The organism is Bacteroidota bacterium (genome assembly GCA_016195025.1).
GTDB lineage: Bacteria > Bacteroidota > Bacteroidia > Palsa-948 > Palsa-948 > Palsa-948.
On record JACQAL010000019.1, the window covers coordinates 25,268 to 46,247 of the forward strand.

The following is a 20,980-nucleotide window of genomic DNA, read 5'->3' on the forward strand; positions in this document are numbered from 1 at the left end:
TTTTAGAATATGGGACAATACGAGCGTAGGGATGTTAATGAAAGGATAGCAAGAATGAGCGATGAGGAATTCAAAGCATTGCTTGATAGAGCAATCCTGATACTTGCAAAATTTGAATCTGAAAAGAAGAATCCTCCATCTGAATTACAGCGCGAAAGAACGATTCAATGGTTGCCATATATGAAAAAGGTTTATGACATCGCAGATAAAATAAGAGCGGAACAAGCAAAAAATAAAACTTCAAAAAAATAAATATGGAAAACACAAATGCACAACAACAGACCGACTCCAACAAAGGCGCATTCCTCCGCTCACTCATAAAAATAAATCATCCCGACTGGACAGCCGAGCAGATTGAAGCGGAGTTCCAGCGGCAAATGAAGGCGAAGGACAACGAGCAGGACGATGGTTACTGCGAAGCGTGCAGTGGTTGAATAATCACGGAGAATACAATAATGCAAAACTCAGAAAAACTTCAAATATTTTTTAGAATATGAAAAAGAATTCAAAACACCAATCACAAACTACGGCAAAGAACAAATCTTGCTCACAGAAATCCAATCTGTATATCAAAGAAGATTTCGATTTGCAAAAGACATTGGCATTGATACGGCAACACAACGAATGGATAAAAGAATTGAGGACGCAAGGAATTTACTTAGAGTATTTTTAGAAAAAGACGCATTACTTCTTTTCCTGCACCTGTAAAGCGTAACAGCAGTAGCCAGACAGATGCGCGTTTCAGTTCTTATGAGATACTGAAGGACGGAAAAAATTATTCCATCCTCGATTACAAAACTGCTCGCTATACACCTAACCAAGATGTATTGTTTCCGATTTATGAAATCCAACTTAATGGCTACGCATGGATAGCAGACCAGACGGGATTTAGCCCCGTTACTAAACTTGGCTTGGTTTATTACGAACCTCAGACAAACCTTACAATTGATAATATCAAGTCCTACATTCATACTGATGGGTTCGCCATGCCGCGTTGAAGTGAATGTTTCCAAAGTTAAACGGCTACTCAAACAAGCGCGTGAGATTTATGACTTAAAACGCCCGCCAAAAGGAACGGTAGATTGTGAGGACTGTCAGTCGCTAAAGAACCTGATTGACTTGGTCAGTTAAACTCCTCCTTTATTGCATTTGGGTTAGGGGTTTATGTCAGTTCTTAAGAATGTATGATTAGGTTAGAACTACCGATTTGCTTACTTTGCTCAAATAGTTTATTCATAAAATTTCTTATCGGCTCTGCAAGTTGTTCCCTGCTTTGTATAAACTTAATCCCTTCTTGAATAAATATTTTTCTAAGCAATTTAGTTTCCGAAACGGATATGCCCCTTAATGCAAAATGTTTTTCCGCGATAGCGATGGTTTGCTGTCCGACTGCTTTTTTGAATTCAGCACAATCGTTCAGGATTTCTTTATTGAATATCACGCCAAACGCCCTTGACATAAGTACTCCAGAATATCTGCCCGTCCTGCCAAGAAGAATCAAATCTTCCTGCGTGAACCGAAATTCGGTTGATAAACTAATATCTTCAGTTTCTCTTATACTCTCGATAAAGAATAATAATTCTTTTTCGTCTTCTGGAATCGGCTTTCGGTTTTTTGGCGGGACGATGGACAGGTATATGTGTGAAATTTTTTTAGGAAAGATAAACGAGAAGTCATTCAGAAAATTAGTTAGCCCTTCTTTGACTGCATCGCTGACAGTCCCCCAACTCAACTGCTCATTGCCATTTACAAAAGTTATGCCCGTAGTTCTGCTTAAAGAATCAATAAAAATATTTCCGCTTTGATTATAGAAATGCAGTTTGGTTTTTCTTTCAAATATTCCGTTTAGGATGGCGCGGAATCTCTCCCGTTGAATTCCCCCTATATCCTCCACCAGTTTTATTTCCGAATTCAGTTTTTTTAAGGTGAATTTCTCGTACCTTTTTGTGGGAGGCAAGCCGATTAGTTCTCCGTGCTTTTTAACAATAATGATATTCTGGTGAAATAAAATATAATCTGCATCATTAAAAAAATCTTGAGCAACTTCTCCCTCAAATAAAAAATACAGAACATTCAATACATTTATGCTCCCGATATTTGATAAATTTCCACCAGTCATTACCTCACACAAAGCGTGGCTGTTTTCCGATGTCAATATATCCTGTCTTTCGCAAAATTCACATAACTCCTTGTTAGTTCTCAATAAATCTTTCCATTCTTCAGAATACTTATCAAACGCTTTTGCTTCTTCATCTACTTCTTTATTCAATTCTTTGAGGCGGGATAAAATCAAATCTAATTTTGTTACATCGAGTTCTTCATAACTGATTTCATATTTTTTCTCTTCAGGAAAATATTCCATAGTAAAAAACTTTTTCCCTTTTTTGACTTTTATCAAGTCCTCATAGCCGACTGGAACAACGGTAACATTATCCGAATTTAATTTTACGATGATGTGCCTGATGATTTTCTTTTGTTTGCCCTCTATGTAAACAGTCGTCATTTTACTGGGATAAAACTTCGGGTTATACTGCTCAAGGAAGTATTTAATTTCGGCAATCTTATTTTTCTTTTTTTCTTCTTTGCGACTTCCTGTAATTCTTTTAATATGGGGATAAAGAGATTTAAGCCACCTGTCAGATAATTGCTGGTAAAATAATTTTTCATCGAAATCCCTTTCAATGATATGCCAGTATTGGCTTTCTTTCAGGAATTTCACATAAGAAGGGAGGATGTTGGCTAATCGCGGCTGTTCTATGTTTTGCGTCTTGAATTTTTCCAAATCTAAAATGCTAAGGCATTCGCTGTATAGGAATGATGTGATATTTTTGAAAATCAGATTTTTTCTGATTCTATTTATGAGCAATACCAAATTGAAAAAATTATGTGTTTCTACACCTTTAATGATAAAAGATTTCTGTATTTCCAATTCATCATGAATTTTATTGATATTCAAGAGACCTCTTTTTTTCACCGCGATGTTTACTTCTGCTTCTACTTTTATATTCCTAAGTTTGAATTCGCGTTCCAGAAAATCGCAAATCTCCTGTGATTGGATATTGGAATAATTTCGGATAGTATCACCGTTGATTTCTTTCCCATCTTTCAGTATTTCCCAAATTGCATCCACAATTTTTTCAAGGGAGATTACTCCTTTTAACTGTCGCGTAAATGTTTGTCTGGTTTTTCTGACCGCTTTCCTGATAGCACTTTTTTCCGCCTTTTCTTCCTGAAATTTTCTAAGTTCCTCAAGTTCATATTTGCTTTGTATTTCGCATCGTGTCAGGAACTCGCAAATCTCCTCAGGTATTTCATGCGGAATAATTTTTCGGATGCTGTCATACTCAATTCCCTTTTCTTCTATCAATGCTATCGCAATTATTTCTTTGACTTGTTCTTCCGAAAGTTTTGGGAAAATTTTATTCAGCACAATGGTTAATACCTCCTCATTTTCATCCTTTTCGTTGCATTTTTTTTCTTCCCAATGCCTGACAAATTCTTTGCAAAATTCCGACTGAACTTCGTATGTTCTGAAGTTGAAAATCCGATGATGATATTTTTTCTCGCTGTTGCAGAAGCAGGCGACTGCATCGTCTAAAATCAGCGGGGGCTTCTGGCAGATGAAATGTTTTATTCGTTTGTAAAAAGAATAATGAAAGGAGTGTATTTCTTTCTGGAAATCTTCTTCAAATTGTTTTATATTATTTACAATCCTTTTGGCGTAGATGGATGACTTTTCACTCTCTAATTTGATGTCTGGATATAATTGCTGTTGCAGCAAATCGGCTATCTTCTCACGATATGCTATTTTTTTTACTCCTATTGCATTGTTACTCCGATTAGATGTCCTGATTAAAATTCCATCCAGTTCAAATTCTGGAACGAACCTGAAATCCGCATTTGGCGGTATTTCGTCAATCAAACTGAATGCAAAAAAGAATTCAGGGGAAACAGGCAGGTCTGAATTTGTATGCTTCCCGATAATCACTTTTGCTTTTTCAATATTTATTTCTTCTTCAAGTTGCTTTTCAAGGTTCTCCCTGTTGAGTTTAACGGCTTCTTCAACCCCAGAAGACAGGTAATCAAAAAATTCCTGCTTTACCGATGCCTGCAATGCCGTTGTTGTTTTCATCTGCTTAATATTTTTCGATTATATCAAAGAAACTGCCTACTATATTTTTATGCCTGTCTAATCGCTTGAGTGTTTTTTGCCGTATGATAGGTCTGTCGGATTTTTCAAACGAAAAGTATTGGGTGAGATACCGTTCAAGGTTCGATAATGAAATGCCGTTTTTATGTATGGGCTTTAGTGTTCTTTCTGACTCAAAATTAAAATATATTGAGTTGATAATTTCGCAGGCAGTAACATTGACATAACTCATGGATTGCATTAAGTAATTTTTTGTCGTCAGCGGGGAGTCGTCAAAGGTGTGGTAAACTTCCAGCATAGCCAGTTCAACATTTTTTTCTGGGCGCACCAACTCTTTTTCAAAAAACTTTTTTTCATCTGGATTCACGGCAAAAATCATTTCGAGCGATTTCGCGTACTCGTCAATTATCCGTATCAGGAGCATCTGCTGTTTTACGCTTAGTGGTTTCCCGCCACAAATGAACCGATACGAAATGCTTTTCAGTATCCTCAAATCGTCTTTTATCTTGGAAGATTTAGAGCCGAAGAATTCTTCTATTCTGCGGTTTTCCATTTTGAGTTTGACCATCAGTTCCGTATGGCTCTGAATAAGCGAATAAAATTTCTGGGAAAAGGTGTCGGTCAATCTACCCTTTCTTTTCGGGTACATTTCTTTTTGCACCTTTAGTAGCATCAGCAAAAAATCTATCGGGTTGTCCTTGTAGTCGAACATCCTCGCCCTGAAATCAATGTTGAACCTGAACAGGTCTTTTTTTGCAAAAAGTATCTGCTGACATATATAACTGAGCCACTCCATTGTGGGCGCATAATTTTCTCCCTTGACTTCAGCGTTCTGCATCCTCTTTTCAATTTCTTTCATCTTAGGAAATTTGTTAAACAGCGGGACTCTAAACACAAGGGAGAAATACGGCTTTATTATTTTCCAAATCTCATCTCTTGTCATTTTCTGCGCGACATCGGAATATTTTTGAAGTTCCCGAAGTTCTTGCTGCGTTATGTTTTCAAAATTTATTTTTGCTTTGTTTGCAGAGATATACCGTTCCGAAAGGTTTGAAATTATTTCTTCGTCTTCCTTTGTAAGTCCTCCTTCAATTTTTATGTCGCTTATAGTCGGGAGGCGGGGCAGGTCAATCGGCTTGCGTATCACCAAAAATTTTTCTTGTTGTTTAATAGCCAGAATAAGTTCTTTACCGTTTGTATCTTCGGAATATTGCACGCGGTCTTCATCAGTAATTATGATGTCTATGTTTTCCATTTTAACTTTATGTCCAGAATGTTAAATTTTGGTGTGAAAATGTGTTATCCGATGTTCTACTCAAAAGTAATAAGAATCCTACCAATCTACTTTTATCTTGATTAAAAAATAAAAGAAGCGAGAAGCAGATTAGTTAGTGTAGAGATTTTGGGACTTCGCTATATGAGACCGACATCTATTAAAAAAAGAAAAACTGGGATAAATAATATTAAATATCTCCTGTGAATCACCCCCAAAGACCAGATTAAATATTATTTCTCCCTTTTTCTTGCCATAACTCTTTTCTAAATAATATTTTTTGTTCAGAACTTAGTCCATAGAAATAATATTATTTCCATAATTTTATTTTATCTTAGCGTCTGATGAGGCAGAAAAAAGTCAGCATAAACGGCAACCTTTTTAGTACCAAACTCGAAGGGCTTTTCCATTCATTACTAAGACGGGAAGGAATAGCATTCCGCCAGAACCAGAATGCAGAACTGATTCCAAAATTTAATTATCTGAATGAGGACTGCTCTGCCTTAAAACTGAAGATACAGTTTATGTTCAAAGACATGGCAGGACGGCTTTATTATGTGTTTGTAAGCAATAGGAACGACAATGTGAAGCGAATTAAGATTCTTATGCTGAAAAATCTTTTGAGGCGCACAAATCAAATTGCATACATCTTCAATGTTTCTGACGAGGCAGGAGCAAATGAAGTGCTACACTCTATTAAAAAAATTTCTTCTTCACCTACAAATTCAAATTCTTCTGCTCCGTTATCAGTATAATTTTTTTTGAAAAATTTAATATTATTTTTTCTTTCCCCTTTTTTTCCGATGAGTTATGGCAGGTCATCGTTTTTTTTCTTAATGTATAAAATCGGCAGAAAAACTACTGCCCGTAAGTCATAAAGCGGTACTATGACCTAAGCCGCCCGTTCCTTTCTCCAATAAAGTATCTGAACTGCCTTAGGGTAAAAACTTTTTCCTCTGGAAGTTCTGAATCCTTCGCGGTTGAGACGGTCGGCAATTTTTTGGTAGGTCATCTTTCGTTCTTTCCGCAACGCATAAACATATCCGATTGCCCGCTTGTTATTCGGATTCTCTTTTGCCAATCGGATAATGACCTTTGTTCCCTTCTCCCTCGCTTCATCGGTAAGATTTTCTGGTGTTCCGAGTTTTTTGCCTCGCTCCTTTAATGCTTTTAATGCGCTGCGGGTTCGCTCTGAAATCCGTAAGATTTCTTCTTCATTCAAACTTGTTTTTAGTTTAATGATAAGCGGTGTATCACGCGGGCTTTCCGCTGAAACAAATTCAACATTACTGCTAAGTAAAAAATCAATCAATAGTGAAAAGCGAGACAGACGGGACGCTTCTTTTACAACGAGTATTGCGCCTTCTTTCTTTGCTGTATTGATTGCTTTTAACAGCAATGGTCGTTTCTTCAGCAGGGTATCAATACTTACATGGCTATCCATGCGAATCCTGTCTTTGTTCGCTGCGGTTTCTATTTCTGTAAAACTCTCTATGATTACACCATCCACAGATTGCACATAGGTTTCCACAGAGAATTTTTGTGCATCGAGTCCCAGCCCAGAATGTTTTTGCTTCTGAGTGCTGACCCTATAATACGCTATATATTTTTTCATTTTTCTTGAATTTGCAATTCCATAAACGGACGATTAAGAAATTACATTTACGCGCACACGGACACTTTTGCAAACGATTCTTCATTGCTGAATGGATGTTTTAAGTTGCTTGTACGATACGACTGTCCCCGCCATCACCTTCATCATCACTCCTGCCAGATAAAGCACTACAAGCATTACAATGAAGAACAGGATACCCTTGAATAGAGGACTGGAAGTTATCTTATCCATCTTGTCCTGATACTTCCACTCGCTGTTCATTCTCTTTTCGCTTGCATTCTTTTCCATATTCAAAATATTTATTTATTATTTATTACAACAGGTTCTATTCACTCCCATTAGTATTATTTTGCCTATGTTTGGTGATGAAAGTTTGAGGGGATTGAAGGACTATCCAGCCGTTCCGTGAATTCTGCAACCTTTAAGAAATCGGAAATAAGTTGGTTAGATATTTTGAACCCCCTCGCTACTCTTTTTGCTGAAGTCGAGGGTTCAACTCCCTCCCTCGCAACTTCTTCTATCCTTTCAAAAATTTTATATAACTGTTTGCAGATTAGATTTTTTTTATACATTGCCCGCAGTTTTACACACTCGCCATGGCAAAAAGAAAAAAACAAAAATCGCGCAAATCAAAAGCGAAGCGGAACAAACCGAAAAAAAAGAAATCCGCTGCAAAAAAATCTTCCCGCTCAAAAACAAAACTGAAAAAGAAAAAACCGGCAAGAAAAAAATCGAAAAAGATTTCGAAAGCAAGAAAAGTAAAGCAGGCAAAGAAAAAGGCATCTAAAGCAAAAAAGAAGAAAGCAAAAAAAGTTTTGAAGAAAAAAAAACTTAGCAAGAAAAAATTAAAAGCCGCTGCTAAGAAAGAGAAGATTTCAAAAAAGGAAAAGAAAAAAGAAAAACCGGCAGTGGCTCCGCTTGAAATAGTTTCTGCCAAGACAAAAGAAACTGCCGAACAACTTCCCAAGCCGCCCAGCCCGAAAGTTATTGCGAGAGCAAAAGCAGCGCTCGAGGCAAAAGAAAAAGCAAAAATTCCTCCGCTCCCCATTGATAAAGCCGCTGCGGAGAAGCAGTTAAAACTTGCCGAGCCGAAAAATAAACTGGTACTCGAATACATCATTCACTCTTCCCCTGCCCTGCTTTTTGAATTCCTCACAGCGCCCAGCGGATTATCAGAATGGTTTGCCGATAATGTGAACATCAGCGGAAGCGTATATTCATTTTTATGGGAAGGCGCAGAGCAAAAAGCAAAAGTATTGTCGGCACAAGAAAATAAATCCATCCGTTTTCAATGGATGGACCGTCCGGCAAATTCCTACTTTGAATTGCGCATTGAAAAAAATGAACTCACCGATGAACTTTCTTTGCTCATCACCGATTTTGCCGAATCTCCCGAAGAAACAAATTCGCTTGAAGTGCTCTGGCAAGGACAGGTTCAGCGCCTGATGAAAGTAATTGGTTCCAAAATTTAATTTCTATCTTTATTTATTCTATGAAAAAATTGTTCAGGGATAATCTTGCATTTTTTTTCCCTTACTTTTTATTTCTTCTCATCGCGGGAATTTTTCTTTCCCTGCATTCAAAAGGCGAGGCACACCTCATCCTGAACCAATACAGATATGAAATTTGCGACACGCTGTTTTGCTATGCAACCTGGCTCGGAGATTTTTTTGCGGTGATTGTAATTGTTTTCGTTTTATGTTTTTTCAACTATCGTTTTGCTCTGCTGGTTGGATTGAGCAATATTTTTTCAGCGCTCATCACTCAACTGCTCAAGCACACTTTATTTTCGGATGTTGACCGTCCTACGAAATTTTTCGAAGGAATTCATCAACTGAATTTGGTTGCCGGCTATGAAAATTATCTCTACAATAGTTTTCCGAGCGGGCATACCACTGCCGCCTTCACCACTTTTTTCTGCCTGGCGCTTATTTTCGAAAATAAAATTCTGAAGTTCGCCATGTTCCTGATTGCGCTCACAGTCGGATTATCGCGCGTATATCTTTCGCAGCATTTTCTGAACGATGTGTATGCAGGTTCATTAATCGGAGTCATCACTACCCTGTTATTTTACTCCTGTCTTTTTTCAGAAAAAGCAAAAACAATTTCATGGCTCAATAAATCACTGCTGAAATAAATAACTCTCTTTATTTTCTTACCTTTGATTTACTATGGAATTGCTTTTACTAAAACCATCCAACAACACGCTGGAAATTTGCCTGAATGCCGAAACAGGAACTTTTTCCTTCATCGGCAGGTCGTATCCTGAAAACAGCATATTATTTTTCAAGCCCGTGAATGAGTGGATTGAAAAATATATTCAAACTCCCGCGTCAAAAACCATATGCACTTTTAAGATTGAGTATATGAATTCCGCTTCGCGGAAATGCCTCATGGAAATTTTTAAACTGCTGGAGCCGCTTCATAAAACCACCCGTTCGGTTACCGTTCACTGGAATTTTGAACAAGACGATGACGCCATGAAAGAAACCGGAGAAGAATACAGCAATCTTTTCAAACTCAATTTCCAGTTTAATTCCTTTTAAGAATTGAGTACATTTTATAAAATCCAAACTTCAAAACCGTATTTTCTCAAAAGAAAAAGAAGCCATTGTGTGGCTGAGAAATGTTCAGAGAGATAAGTTATCATGAAAAAACAATTCAACCGGAAAAAATTCGACTCCCGCCCGCGAAGAGACAGCGATGATAAAAAGGAACGTGGCGAAAAAAAAGATTGGGGCAAAGGAAATTCACGCAGCAATAACCGTGTCGGAAATAATAAACACGAAAGAAGAGAAGAGAAGCCCTGGGAGAAAAAACGATTTGACAGGGAACAAAAGCCCTGGGAAAAAAGACGCGATGAAAAAAGATACGACCGGAAAAAAAGTTTCGTAGAAAAAAAAGAACAAAATCTTAAAAAAGCATTTGAGCGAAGCGAAAAAACAAATCATGTATCTGCGCCCAAAATAATTCCTCCTGCTGAAGGATTAATCCGCCTGAATAAATATCTTGCCAATGCCGGCATTTGCTCACGGAGAGAAGCCGATAAATTTATTGAAGCGGGTGCAGTGAAGGTGAACGGAAAAATTATTACCCAACTCGGTTATAAAGTTTCTCCCGGAGATAAAGTTCAGTTTGGCGATAACCGCGTGCAGAAAGAAAAAACTGTTTACATTCTCCTTAACAAACCCAAAGGATACATTACCACTACCGATGACGAGCGCAACCGCGCCACCGTGCTCGATTTAATTCAGGGCGTTGAAGAAAGAATTTATCCGGTCGGGCGGCTGGACAGAAACACTTCCGGGCTTCTTCTTCTTACCAACGATGGCGAACTTGCAAAAACATTAATGCATCCGAAATACCGCGTGCCGAAAGTATATCACATTGTGCTCGACAAATCGCTCAAGCCCGATGATTTGGATAAACTGAAAAACGGAGTTGAACTGGAAGATGGCTTTGCCAAGCCCGATGATATTGCGTATGTAGAGGGAACCGAAGGAAGAAAAGATATCGGCATTGAAATTCATTCCGGCAGAAACCGCATTGTTCGCAGAATGTTTGAACACCTCGGATATAATGTGGTGAAACTTGACCGCGTTCTCTATGCGGGGCTTACCAAAAAAAATATTTCGCGCGGCAAATGGCGCTTCCTCGCAGAGAACGAAGTGCGGATGCTGAAGCGCATCAAATAATTTTTCCAACGCTTCGTTGTGGATAGATAAACATTCTGAAAAGAAAAGCAAAATTCTTTTTTTGCAACTTTGTGCGCATGAAAATCATCAGGCGAATCCTATTCACGCTGCTGTTTTTGTTTCTTCTCATTGCGGGAACATTGTTCATCATTGCTTTCGCCTATGAAAACGAGGTGAAAGAGTATATGATTCAGCAGTTGAACAAGCATTTGAAAACACACGTGATTGTTGACAGCAAAAACATTCATCTCTCGCTGCTCAAAAATTTTCCGTACGCTTCGCTTGATTTCAAAAATGTGCGGATGCTCGAAAGCCCCGTTGGAAAAAAAATAGCTGTTGATACTTTGTTTTCAATGGAAGAAGTTTCGCTGCAGTTTAATGTGCTGGATATTCTGCAAAAAAAATATGTAGTAAAAAAATTAAGAGCCGAAAACGGAAAAGTAAAACTCCGCAGGGCGAAAGACGGAACGGAGAACTGGGATGTTTGGCAAAAAAGCAATGACACCACTTCCGCTGCGTCTTCCGAATCGGCTTTCAATCTTGAAAAGTTTCAGTTCAGGAATATTGAATTGGTTTATCTCGACCAAAAACACCGCGATGATATTGCGTACACTATTCACAGCGGAAGCATTGGCGGAGAATTCACTAGCAAAAAATATACGCTTGCCATTGCGGGCGATTTGCTCGCAGAGCATTTCAGCATTGACAGCATAAATTACCTCAGCCGAAAACCCGTGAAGATGGATATGCATCTTGAAGTTGACAATGAGAAAAAAAATTATGTCTTCAGCGATGCCGCAGTAACCATTGCCGATTTAAAATTTTCAGCGGAAGGAAATTATACCGATGAAAAGAAACCCTATGTAAATTTAAAATTGAATGCGAAAGATATGGACGTGCAATCCGTTCTTTCGCTTCTGCCGGAAAAATTTAACGAGCGCATGAAGGAGTATGACAGCGATGGAGATTTTTTCTGCACCGCAAGCGTGACGGGCGCTGTTGATGCTCCTGAAGTGAGGGCTGCGTTCGGAATTTCAAAAGGAGAAATCACGCAGTTGAGTTCAAATGTGATGCTGAAGAATGTAACACTTTCGGGAAATTATTTTTATTCTCCGGCAAAAGATTTTCTTGAACTGAAAACTTTCTCTGCCGTACTGGCAAACGGAAACATTGAAGGAAATTTCAGGATGGATAATTTTTCTTCTCCTTTTGTGAGCGCAAAATTAAATGGCGCTTTCTCTATGGAGGAATTGCGAAAGTTTCTGAAGATGGATACGCTCTGGAATTATCCGGTTGAAACTTTTTACGGAAACATGAAAGTGAATCTGGATTACAAAGGGCAGTTGAATGCTTCGCGCAAGTATAAAAAATCTGATTTCGACAACATGAATCTTACGGGTGAAATGCAACTGGAAAACGCAGGCATTCAACTAAAAAATTCTTCGCTTGCGTTCGACAGCATTAACGGCTCTTTCGCGCTTAACAACAACAGCATTGCCGTGAATTCATTCAGCGGAAAAACTTCCAAAAGCGATTTTTCCCTGAAAGGAAACCTCGAAGATGTGCTCGCTTTTGCTTTTACCGATGATGCGGGAATAAATGTGGAAGCAACTTTTCAATCGGAGAATTTAGACCTCGATGAATTTTTAATCAACCAAAAAGTTTCCACGAAGAAAGATACCGTATACCGCATTCATTTCTCTCCGCAACTTAATTTTTCTCTCAGCACACGCATCGGGCATTTATCGTTCCGGAAATTTGCGGCAGATAATCTTCGCGGAAGTTTTCAACTGCGCGGGCAGAAACTGATTGGCGACCCTATTTCATTTTCCACTATGGAAGGAACTGTTTCAGGCAGCGGAATGATTGATAATTCCATTGACAGCAATTTATTGATTACCTGCAATGCCAACCTGAAAAAACTAAACATCTCCAAACTGTTTGAAGAGTGCGGGGACTTCGGGCAAAAAACTATTTCATACAATCATTTGCGCGGAACCGGAACTGCCGATGTGCAGTTTGCCAGCGTGTGGAAATCCGATTTAACTGCCGACCTCAACCGCATTTACGTGCACAGCAACCTGCTCATTGAAAAAGGCGAACTCATAAAGTTTGAACCCATCCGGGCGCTTTCAAAATATATTTCAGTTGCGGAATTAGAGGACATAAAGTTTTCCACGCTCGAAAATCAAATTGAAGTGAAAGACAAAAAGGTTTTCATTCCGAAAATGGATATTCAATCAAGCGCGCTGAATGTTACGCTCAGCGGAACGCACGGGTTTGACAACGCCATTGACTATCATTTCAAAGTGCTGATGAGCGATGTGCTGTTCAGCAAAGCGCGCAAGGCAAAAAAAGAAAACGATGAGTTTGGCGTGGTGGAAGACGACAAGAGCGGGCGAACCAGTTTGTTTATTTCAATGACCGGCACGGTGGACGAGCCGAAATTCAACTACGACAAGCAGGGAGCGAAACAAAACCTGAAAGAAAACATGGCGGAAGAAAAACATACACTGCGCCAGATTTTGCACGAAGAATTCGGATGGTTTAAAAAAGACAGCACGCTGAAAAAAGATAAACCTAAAGATGACGGCAAGTTTATTATTAAATGGGATGAAGAAGAAAAAAAGAAAGAAAAGAAAAATGAGGATGAGGATTTTTGAGAATTAAATTTTAAATTTCAAACCAACGCTTATTCCTATTAAAGAATTTTTGAATGAAACAAATTGATTAGGGTCGTACTTGCCTAAAAAATTATAATACTTATTTGTTTTGCCATTGTATAAAAAATCGGAATCAGAATTTTTCACATCAATGAATCCGCCTTCGTAGTTAAGCATTACAACGAGCAGTGACTTTTCATATAATTTTCCTTGCCACCCCACTCCTATCATTTCACCTATATCGTATTGCTTAAACGGGCGACTTGTGAACTTAATTTTAGCATCTGCCTTCCCGTAATACCATGGAAAAGAAACATTCAAATAATAATGAACGGAATCTCCGGTAGCAGTATACGATTGGTTGAATGAACCGTATGAATTGCTTGCTTCCCAAAAAAAGTAATCGGTATATTTAATCAGGCGTGCATAATAAATTCCAATATAGCAGCTGAAACCGTTTTCTTTATCTTCAGAAGTATTGTAATGCAGTTGCAAAGGAATAGTAAGATAAGTTAATTTCGTACTCTTGGAAAAAGAATACAGCACCTCTTTATTACCCGTCATGCTGTCATTTTCAGTGCCGCGATAGTCAGAATACTCCTGCCCTTTGGATGAAAGTGCCGCCCCAATACTCATTCCTAAATTTTTACTTATGTGATAACCGGCTGAAGCGCCCACTTGAAAATGATAAGTCGGTTTTTTCTTCATAGAGGATATATCGGGAGAATAACTGAAGGGTGATGTAAGCACTTTAAAATCTCCTCCGAACGTTCGCTGATATTGTCCAATAGTATTTACAAAAAACTTTTCCTTAGAAGCAGATGATTTTTTTTCAGGAACAAAATCAACCTGCGCATACAAGCCAGATGAAATAAACAGGTGCGCGCTTACCGCAAGAATCAGAACGAGGAAGGATTTAGATAAAACTTTTGACATAAATTTATTTTGTCCTCGCAGAGTCTCCGCCTCTGGACTCTGTTGAAATGTATTCCGCAAAAATACAGATAGCAATAACACAGGCAAAAAAATATTAATTGCCGTTTACCTATTCACCTTCTTCGCAAGTATAAAAAACTATTTTGCCGTATTAAGCAATGTTAAACGCGCAGGTGGAAATTATTGAGCCGGAATTATTTTTTTGAGTTCAGAAATTAAAGCGGGAAGATTGCTCTTGGCGGTGTCCCATAGGCGAAAGGGATTCACGCCTTCATAATCGTGTATTATTTTATCGCGCATGCCTGCCATTTCCTTCCATGGGAGCGCAGGATGCAGGGTTTTGAAATCATCTGAAATTCTTTTTGACGCTTCTCCAATCACTTCAAATTCACGTATAACAGCGCTTTTGGTTTTTTCATCGTTGCAAAATGCGGATTCATCCATGCCTTCCATGAATTGCAAAATTCTTTCGGCTCTTTCAAGAATATGCCCGATGTAAACAAAGTTGTCCTTATGCATGATAAACGGTTTTCAAATCGCGCAGAATGTATTTCATTATAGGAGGATAAACGGCTTCTTTATCCACAAGGTCAACTTTTCTTCCCAGCTTTTCCGTGAGTTCAATTTGCATTCCGGCAATGTCAAACAATGTTGTTCCGCGCGAATATTCCACCAGCACATCAATATCGCTTTTGTCGGTCATCTCATCACGCACAAACGAACCGAAAATACCTATCTCTTTTACCTTATATTGTTTCAGGTAATTAACAATTGTATTAATAATATCTGCTTTGCTCATGGGTTATTTTTTTATGCAAACATACATAAAAAAGAAGGAAGATATATTCCGCAAAAATACAGATATTCCCAAGCGAAATCAACGCTGGCGTGCGTCTGCCTGCCCTGATGAATATCAGGAAGAGAAAAATCGTCTGAAATCATTTAGAAACGCGCGCGTCATTCATCCCGATGGAAGCTGCATCGGGGTGGATTCAAACCTTTGCTGCAAGTTCATTTTATTGCGGCTATATCCTAATCCCTATCACTAAAACGTCATCCACCTGTTCCAAATCGCCTTTCCATTCGCGGAAGGTTTTATCGAGAAATTCTTCCTGCTCTTTCATGGGCAGTTGCTGAATGCCAAGCAGTATTCGCTGAAAGTGGCGGTTCATGAATTTTTTTCCGCCCGGTCCGCCAAACTGGTCGCAGTAGCCATCGGAGAAAATATAAAAGGTATCACCGGGGTTGAGGTAAACCTGGTGGTTGGAAAACTTTTTTTCATCGCCTCCCGTAAGCAATCCTCCTATGGAATGTTTGTCTGCCCGCACTTCTTCCACTTCCAGCGCGTCCTTGCGCACCAAATATAAACTCCTGAGCGCGCCTGAGTATTGAAGCAAAATATTTTTATCGCCTTGCTTGTGCGCATCAAGGGCGCAAACGGCAATGTCCATTCCGTCTTTCGTATCGGGGTTATCGTCCTGGTGAAGCGCTCTTCGTATTCCCGCTTCCAGTTGGTTGAGCACTTCCGAAGGCGTGGTGATTTCTTTTTCCACAATTATCTGGTGAAGCGTGTCGTGCCCAATCATGCTCATGAACGCGCCCGGCACTCCATGCCCGGTGCAATCGGCAACTCCAACAATGTACTTGCCTTTTTTTTCTTCGAAGAAATAAAAATCACCGCTCACAATGTCTTTCGGGCGGTAATAAATAAAGGACTGGGTGAACGCATTGAATATATCTTCTACATTGGGAAGCAGCGCCTGCTGAATGAGTTTGGCGTAACTGATGCTGTCCTTAATATCTTTGTAAGCGGCTTCAAGTTTTTCATTTTTCAGGTTCAGTTCGCGGGTGCGTTCATCCACCAGCGCATGCAAATGTTTTTCGCGCTCTTTCAACTCCTGAATGATTTTTGTATTCTGGCTGCGCAAGCGCCCCAGCAGCACGCGCATGATGCCGCGCGCCACATCGTTGTATTTATGCGACACTACGGAAAAATCTTCCTGGTCTAACTGCAGAAGCACGCAATCGGTAACGGCAGTTACATCGGCAGAGCGCGGTTCGGTATCGAGCAAAGATATTTCTCCGAAAAACTTTCCGGCACTCAGTTCGGCAATGTCATAAATACCATCGTGCACTTTCACTTTTCCTTCGTCAATAATATACATGCAGGTGCCGAGTTCGCCTTTTTCAATAATGTGCGTGCCGGCAGGAATGGACATTACTTTCATGGCAGCGGCAATTTCGGTAACGATGTTTTCGGAAGTGGTGGAGAAAATATCCACGTGTTTCAGAATTTCTACTTTGTTCAGGGCAATATCGGTGCGAACGGTGCTTGCCAGCCGCGTTTCGGCTGCCGATTTGCGCGCGTGATTTTCCTTGTTGAGTTTCCCCAGCAGAATTTTTATTTCTTCTATATACTTCTGCTTGTTTGCTTCTCTGAGTGCAATGGCGGATTGGGTAAAATACCTGTGCTTCTGCATGAAATCGAGTTGCTGCGTGTACCACTGGAGAAGCGATTTTGGTTTTCCGTATTCGCTCCATTCTCTCTTGAGCGAATGGGAGATGCTGAAAAAATCATCTCTTCCCAGATAATCCAAATCGGCATCACAAATAAGTTTCTCCAGCAGGTTCTGCGGCTTGTGCGGAATGGAGGTGGCGAGTATGAGTTGGGCAATGGTGTTGATTTGATTGCGCGTGTAGCCGAATGTTTCCAGCGTGCCGCGCATCATGGTAACGCCCAGCGCTTCGTTGTCGTAATACTTGAAGAGGAAACCGCAATCGTGATACAAGGCGGCAGTTTTTAACAGCAGCGTATCTTCCTCGCTCAGCCGTTCGAATTTTGCCAGCCGCGCAGCCGCGTTGCAAACATCAATGGTGTGATGCACGCCATGATAATAGAGATTTTTCGGAAGGTCTTTCTCTAATTTTCTGATGATGTATTTTTCGGCATCTGCAAAATGCATGGCACCACGAAAATAAAATAAATACAAACAGGTACGACTACTAATGTAAATTGCCACCTATTTGATAAAATAATGCAAATGCCGCGAACCTGCCTGACCGGCAGGCAGGCAAATGCGAACACCGCGAATTTTTATTTGAATTTGTTACCCATAAAAACAGCTCATTATTATAGGCAGCAACTTGCGTTATTATTCCTGCCGCTTGTTCGCAGCAATGCTGGTTTCCTTTTGCGAGAGAATTAAAATTTCCACGCGTATATTTTTATTTGCCTGCGTTTGGTTTTTAGGTTCGGGAAAAACCGGCTTGCTTCCTCCGTAACCAATGGCGGAAAGCCGCGCGGAAGAAATTCCTTTGCTCACCAAATAGGTTTTGATTTTCTCTGCCCTGCACTGCGAAAGTTTTTTTGAACTGCCGCTGAAATTTCCTTCATACGATTTGCGGATTCTTTTATTGCCGTTCGTGTGCCCTTGTATTTCAATAGTGGTTCCTCCGCTGGCTATGAGGTATCCTGCCAGTTTATCCAATTCATCCAGCGCGCCTTCTTTCATATCACTTGAGTTGGGGTGAAAATAAATTTTATCCATCGTGAAATTATCTCCTTCGTGCAGGGAAGAAAGATATACTTCGTTGGTGAAAGCGCGCGCACTGTCGCCCGTAATAAAAAACACATCAAACGGTTTATACCCGAGGGCGGAAAAACGCAAATGATATTCTTTGTTCTTCTCCAGAGGGATTTCAAATTTTCCTTTCTCAAGTTTTGAAACAAGCGGAAGGATTTCTTTTTGCTTTCTTGCCAGCAACACTTCGGCATCAATGAACTCGTGTTTAGCGCTGTCGCGTACAAGAAAAACTGCTTTGGGTTCTTCTTCTTCCATATTTTTTCGAAGAGGCAGGGAAAAGACATCAGTATGTATAATTGAATCGGCAAAATTATTTTTCACTTCACTGTTTTTCATTGCGGCAGTTTCAACCAATGGATGGGCGTTCATTGCGCTGCCAAGACCATCAAGGTTTTTGAAACCTTGATGGTCTGATGCTGTATTTATCTTTTTCAATTTTGCCTGTTGAATTGGCTCTTCGTAGCATTTATCATAGAGGCATGGATGGGCGTTCATTGCACTGCCAAGACCATCAAGGTTTTTGAAACCTTGATGGTCTGATGCTGAATTTATCTTTTTCAATTTTGCCTGCTGAAGCGGCTCTTCGTAGCATTTATCATAGAGGCATTTGAATTTCTGAGCGCGCGCTTCATTTCTCAGCGTGAAAGAAAACCCGCAATCAATCCCTTTCACGTGATAGATGTTCAGAAAATAAATTTCCCCTTTCTTCGCCTGCACGGCATCCTGATAGGGAGAATTATAAATATCTTTTTTGTTCTTTGCCGGAGAAAAAGAAAGCCCGGTTCCTGTTTTCAGCATTTCATTTCTGTACATGTTTGCGCGCACGGGAGGAATTTTATTTGTTTTGATTTTACAGGCAGTGGTCTGCGGAGAAGTTTTGTAGAGAAAAAAGTTATAGGAGTTGCCTTTCTGAAAAGGGAAAATTTCAAAAGCAAACGAACAATCCTCACTGAAAGTTATTTTATACCAGAAGGATTTGGATGAATCCGCAAAATGTTCGTACACGGTGCCCGATGCATCCGTTACAAGCGTATCGGCAAAGGGATGAATGCCGCTTTCATCCATTCTTATTTCATTGAAGACCTCCGAACAGGCAGCGTCCTTGCTTTGCGGAAAAGCAAACTTCACGCAGAATAATACAACAACTAACGGGAGAAATGCTCTCATCCTGCGGCAAAGGGACGATGAAATAACGCATGCTCAGCGCGCAAACAAAGGAGAATTCAAACAGGAGTGTGTTAATTAGACCAACAATATAGTTTCCGAAAATCATAATTACTCCTACTAAATACCACTCTTTACCAATGTACTAATTGCTGCCTGTTTTGATTGGTATATTGGTAGGAATTAGTATTTGGTAGTGATTTGGTATAACTTTTGTGGAATATGAAAAGTTTCTGCATCCACAATAAAAACCTTCTTCATAAGTTATTACACCAAACTAAAATTCTTCACAATGAAAAAAACAATCTTCATCGCTGCGCTTTTGCTGATTGGCAGTTTCGCAGTGTTTGCTCCTTTCACAAAAGAAGCAACCGGCACAACGCAACCCCTCCCCGACTCCACCCTCACCGCCACCGATGAAGGAATTGATGTTCTCAACTATGTTCAGGAAATGAATAAAGGTGTGAAGCCCTCTCCGCGTTTCAATGCAGGGCATGTTTCGTTCACCGATATTAATGATTACTTAACGAAAACGAAAGACGGCTTCACGATTAAACTTCCGAGCAACACCAATGTTCCCACGCCAACGGTTCACGATGGAAAAGTGTACGTGAGCGGTGGCTTCGGAAGCAAGCAATATTTTGCTTTCGATTCAAAGAGCGGAGAAAAAGCATGGGCGGTGAATATTGACGATGACGGTCCTTCTTCAGGCGTGATTGAAGACGGGGTTTTGGTTTACAACACCGAGTCGTGCACCATCTTTGCCACCGATGCCAAGAGCGGAAAATATTTATGGAGCCACTGGCTGGGAGACCCGCTCATGAGCATGCCCGCAGTTGCCAACGGAAAGGTGTTCACGGCATATCCTTCTTACTCCAATAGTTTCACGCAGGAAGTGAAAGACAAAGGTCCCAACGGGACAAGCAAAACCGTTTATAACATGAAATCATCGCACGTGCTTGCCGCTTTCGATTTGAAAACCGGAAATGTTATTTGGCAAAAATGGATTGACGGAGATGTGATGAGCGCGCCCGTTGCCGATGGAGAAAATCTTTACATCACTTCTTTTCCCGGCACGGTTTACAAATTCAATCAGAAGGACGGAGAAATTCTTTCGGCAAAATACATGCGCGCCACTTCCGCTCCCATAATTAAGGACGGAGAAATGACCGTGAGCCGCAGAGCCGATAATGGGAAAGATGATAAAGCCGTTGAAACCATTGCGCAGATGGATGAACAAAAAATGAGTGTGAAGAAAGAGTACGGTAAAAAGGAAGCCGACTACCTGAGCAAAACTATTCAGCATAACTCAAAACTGAAAACCACTTCCATGACATACGATGCCGGAAATGGTTTCTCCGGAGGCGCGCCTGCTTCTTCGGGCGCGTATGTTGCCGAAGAAAACATAGGGCAGAGCAATGTTTCTTCGCTGCAATCCTTTCAGGGTTCGCGCATTCTTTCTTATAAAGGAAAAAACTACAACACCATGGGCGATGAAATTGTATGCACCAATCCGAAAGACGGAAAAACCATGTGGAGTTCAAAACTCGCGGGCGATATTCACAGCGAAGGAGGATTCCTCGGCACTCCTCCCCTTGCCGTGGGAGGAAAAATTATTGTGGCAACTTACACGGGAGAAATTCAAATCATAAATTCCGAAACGGGAAAGTTGGAAAGCAAATACGAAACGAAAGAAAACATTCGCTACCAGCCCGTGGTGCAGGACGGCTGGATTTATGTTACCACCACCAGCGGAAAAATGATTGCCATTAACACCAACGATTCTTCCCTCACCGGCTGGCCCATGTGGGGAGGCAACGCGCAGCATACGAATATTGTGCAGTAGGGGGCAATGTCTCACTTTAGAATTTATTTATACAAACCACGCTGAACGGGGAAA

At 40.2% G+C, this 20,980-nt stretch carries 19 protein-coding genes; 10 read left to right on the forward strand and 9 right to left on the reverse strand.

Annotated features, from left to right (window positions below; genetic code table 11):
• The first annotated feature begins 9 nt into the window (after positions 1 to 9).
• Positions 10 to 252 carry a hypothetical protein gene (locus HY063_04270; protein ID MBI3500987.1) on the forward strand — a complete coding sequence of 81 codons (243 nt, stop codon included), beginning with the start codon at positions 10 to 12 and terminating at the stop codon, positions 250 to 252.
• A 2-nt stretch (positions 253 to 254) separates the two neighbouring features.
• On the forward strand, positions 255 to 434 hold the full coding sequence (locus HY063_04275; GenBank protein MBI3500988.1) for a hypothetical protein: 180 nt from the start codon (positions 255 to 257) through the stop codon (positions 432 to 434).
• A gap of 740 nt (positions 435 to 1,174) precedes the next feature.
• Here the strand turns inward: HY063_04275 and HY063_04280 are convergent.
• Both HY063_04280 and HY063_04285 read right to left on the reverse strand, forming a co-directional pair.
• Positions 1,175 to 3,430 carry a hypothetical protein gene (locus tag HY063_04280; GenBank protein MBI3500989.1) on the reverse strand — a complete coding sequence of 752 codons (2,256 nt, stop codon included), beginning with the start codon at positions 3,428 to 3,430 and terminating at the stop codon, positions 1,175 to 1,177.
• Positions 3,431 to 4,136: 706 nt separating this feature from the next.
• On the reverse strand, positions 4,137 to 5,405 hold the full coding sequence (locus HY063_04285) for a hypothetical protein (protein MBI3500990.1): 1,269 nt from the start codon (positions 5,403 to 5,405) through the stop codon (positions 4,137 to 4,139).
• 362 nt (positions 5,406 to 5,767) lie between these two features.
• Between HY063_04285 and HY063_04290 the strand changes: the two genes are divergently transcribed.
• Positions 5,768 to 6,178: a hypothetical protein gene (locus HY063_04290; GenBank protein MBI3500991.1), complete on the forward strand. Its 411-nt coding sequence runs from the start codon at positions 5,768 to 5,770 to the stop codon at positions 6,176 to 6,178.
• A gap of 137 nt (positions 6,179 to 6,315) precedes the next feature.
• Here HY063_04290 and HY063_04295 read toward each other — a convergent pair whose 3' ends face one another.
• Both HY063_04295 and HY063_04300 read right to left on the reverse strand, forming a co-directional pair.
• Positions 6,316 to 7,038 carry a recombinase family protein gene (locus HY063_04295; protein MBI3500992.1) on the reverse strand — a complete coding sequence of 241 codons (723 nt, stop codon included), beginning with the start codon at positions 7,036 to 7,038 and terminating at the stop codon, positions 6,316 to 6,318.
• 81 nt (positions 7,039 to 7,119) lie between these two features.
• Entirely contained in the window at positions 7,120 to 7,332 is a 213-nt protein-coding gene (locus HY063_04300; protein ID MBI3500993.1) for a hypothetical protein, read from the reverse strand.
• A 302-nt stretch (positions 7,333 to 7,634) separates the two neighbouring features.
• Here HY063_04300 and HY063_04305 point away from each other — a divergent pair, with 302 nt between their 5' ends.
• From HY063_04305 to HY063_04325, 5 genes are all read left to right on the forward strand, one after another.
• The gene (locus HY063_04305) at positions 7,635 to 8,510 is read left to right on the forward strand and encodes a hypothetical protein (GenBank protein ID MBI3500994.1); all 876 of its coding nucleotides are present in this window, start codon (positions 7,635 to 7,637) and stop codon (positions 8,508 to 8,510) included.
• Positions 8,511 to 8,530: 20 nt separating this feature from the next.
• The gene (locus HY063_04310; GenBank protein MBI3500995.1) at positions 8,531 to 9,175 is read left to right on the forward strand and encodes a phosphatase PAP2 family protein; all 645 of its coding nucleotides are present in this window, start codon (positions 8,531 to 8,533) and stop codon (positions 9,173 to 9,175) included.
• A 34-nt stretch (positions 9,176 to 9,209) separates the two neighbouring features.
• Positions 9,210 to 9,584, forward strand: coding sequence for a DUF1987 domain-containing protein (locus HY063_04315; GenBank protein MBI3500996.1), 375 nt, complete (start codon positions 9,210 to 9,212; stop codon positions 9,582 to 9,584).
• 102 nt (positions 9,585 to 9,686) lie between these two features.
• Positions 9,687 to 10,733: an RNA-binding S4 domain-containing protein gene (locus HY063_04320; GenBank protein ID MBI3500997.1), complete on the forward strand. Its 1,047-nt coding sequence runs from the start codon at positions 9,687 to 9,689 to the stop codon at positions 10,731 to 10,733.
• Positions 10,734 to 10,810: 77 nt separating this feature from the next.
• Positions 10,811 to 13,396, forward strand: a complete 2,586-nt coding sequence (locus HY063_04325) for an AsmA family protein (GenBank protein MBI3500998.1) — start codon at positions 10,811 to 10,813, stop codon at positions 13,394 to 13,396.
• A 3-nt stretch (positions 13,397 to 13,399) separates the two neighbouring features.
• On the opposite strand, the gene HY063_04330 is transcribed toward HY063_04325, so the two are convergent.
• The 3 genes from HY063_04330 to HY063_04340 all read right to left on the reverse strand — a co-directional run bounded on the left by HY063_04330 (position 13,400) and on the right by HY063_04340 (position 15,131).
• Positions 13,400 to 14,332: an outer membrane beta-barrel protein gene (locus tag HY063_04330; GenBank protein ID MBI3500999.1), complete on the reverse strand. Its 933-nt coding sequence runs from the start codon at positions 14,330 to 14,332 to the stop codon at positions 13,400 to 13,402.
• A gap of 180 nt (positions 14,333 to 14,512) precedes the next feature.
• Entirely contained in the window at positions 14,513 to 14,851 is a 339-nt protein-coding gene (locus HY063_04335) for a DUF86 domain-containing protein (protein ID MBI3501000.1), read from the reverse strand.
• A complete protein-coding gene (locus tag HY063_04340; GenBank protein MBI3501001.1) occupies positions 14,844 to 15,131 on the reverse strand; it encodes a nucleotidyltransferase family protein in 288 nt (95 codons plus the stop codon). The genes HY063_04335 and HY063_04340 overlap by 8 nt, the downstream gene beginning before the upstream one ends.
• Positions 15,132 to 15,144: 13 nt before the next feature.
• Here HY063_04340 and HY063_04345 point away from each other — a divergent pair, with 13 nt between their 5' ends.
• On the forward strand, positions 15,145 to 15,381 hold the full coding sequence (locus tag HY063_04345) for a hypothetical protein (GenBank protein ID MBI3501002.1): 237 nt from the start codon (positions 15,145 to 15,147) through the stop codon (positions 15,379 to 15,381).
• Here HY063_04345 and HY063_04350 read toward each other — a convergent pair.
• Together HY063_04350 and HY063_04355 are read right to left on the reverse strand one after the other, a co-directional pair.
• Positions 15,358 to 17,295 (reverse strand): cyclic nucleotide-binding domain-containing protein, encoded by a 1,938-nt coding sequence (locus tag HY063_04350; GenBank protein MBI3501003.1) that lies wholly within the window; start codon positions 17,293 to 17,295, stop codon positions 15,358 to 15,360. The genes HY063_04345 and HY063_04350 overlap by 24 nt on opposite strands.
• Positions 17,296 to 17,484: 189 nt before the next feature.
• Positions 17,485 to 19,083: an OmpA family protein gene (locus HY063_04355; GenBank protein MBI3501004.1), complete on the reverse strand. Its 1,599-nt coding sequence runs from the start codon at positions 19,081 to 19,083 to the stop codon at positions 17,485 to 17,487.
• Positions 19,084 to 19,372: 289 nt separating this feature from the next.
• Between HY063_04355 and HY063_04360 the strand changes: the two genes are divergently transcribed.
• Entirely contained in the window at positions 19,373 to 20,926 is a 1,554-nt protein-coding gene (locus tag HY063_04360; GenBank protein MBI3501005.1) for a PQQ-binding-like beta-propeller repeat protein, read from the forward strand.
• Positions 20,927 to 20,980: the final 54 nt, after the last annotated feature.

Excerpts from the sequence above, each read along its gene's own strand:
- HY063_04315 (MBI3500996.1), top strand. The coding sequence starts at position 9,210 with ATGGAATTGCTTTTACTAAAACCATCCAACAACACGCTGGAAATTTGC.
- HY063_04330 (MBI3500999.1), bottom strand. The coding sequence starts at position 14,332 with ATGTCAAAAGTTTTATCTAAATCCTTCCTCGTTCTGATTCTTGCGGTA.
- HY063_04350 (MBI3501003.1), bottom strand. The coding sequence starts at position 17,295 with ATGCATTTTGCAGATGCCGAAAAATACATCATCAGAAAATTAGAGAAA.
- HY063_04290 (MBI3500991.1), top strand. The coding sequence starts at position 5,768 with ATGAGGCAGAAAAAAGTCAGCATAAACGGCAACCTTTTTAGTACCAAA.
- HY063_04360 (MBI3501005.1), top strand. The coding sequence starts at position 19,373 with ATGAAAAAAACAATCTTCATCGCTGCGCTTTTGCTGATTGGCAGTTTC.
- HY063_04325 (MBI3500998.1), top strand. The coding sequence starts at position 10,811 with ATGAAAATCATCAGGCGAATCCTATTCACGCTGCTGTTTTTGTTTCTT.
- HY063_04305 (MBI3500994.1), top strand. The coding sequence starts at position 7,635 with ATGGCAAAAAGAAAAAAACAAAAATCGCGCAAATCAAAAGCGAAGCGG.
- HY063_04270 (MBI3500987.1), top strand. The coding sequence starts at position 10 with ATGGGACAATACGAGCGTAGGGATGTTAATGAAAGGATAGCAAGAATG.
- HY063_04320 (MBI3500997.1), top strand. The coding sequence starts at position 9,687 with ATGAAAAAACAATTCAACCGGAAAAAATTCGACTCCCGCCCGCGAAGA.
- HY063_04275 (MBI3500988.1), top strand. The coding sequence starts at position 255 with ATGGAAAACACAAATGCACAACAACAGACCGACTCCAACAAAGGCGCA.
- HY063_04335 (MBI3501000.1), bottom strand. The coding sequence starts at position 14,851 with ATGCATAAGGACAACTTTGTTTACATCGGGCATATTCTTGAAAGAGCC.
- HY063_04340 (MBI3501001.1), bottom strand. The coding sequence starts at position 15,131 with ATGAGCAAAGCAGATATTATTAATACAATTGTTAATTACCTGAAACAA.
- HY063_04345 (MBI3501002.1), top strand. The coding sequence starts at position 15,145 with ATGCAAACATACATAAAAAAGAAGGAAGATATATTCCGCAAAAATACA.
- HY063_04310 (MBI3500995.1), top strand. The coding sequence starts at position 8,531 with ATGAAAAAATTGTTCAGGGATAATCTTGCATTTTTTTTCCCTTACTTT.
- HY063_04355 (MBI3501004.1), bottom strand. The coding sequence starts at position 19,083 with ATGAGAGCATTTCTCCCGTTAGTTGTTGTATTATTCTGCGTGAAGTTT.
- HY063_04295 (MBI3500992.1), bottom strand. The coding sequence starts at position 7,038 with ATGAAAAAATATATAGCGTATTATAGGGTCAGCACTCAGAAGCAAAAA.
- HY063_04285 (MBI3500990.1), bottom strand. The coding sequence starts at position 5,405 with ATGGAAAACATAGACATCATAATTACTGATGAAGACCGCGTGCAATAT.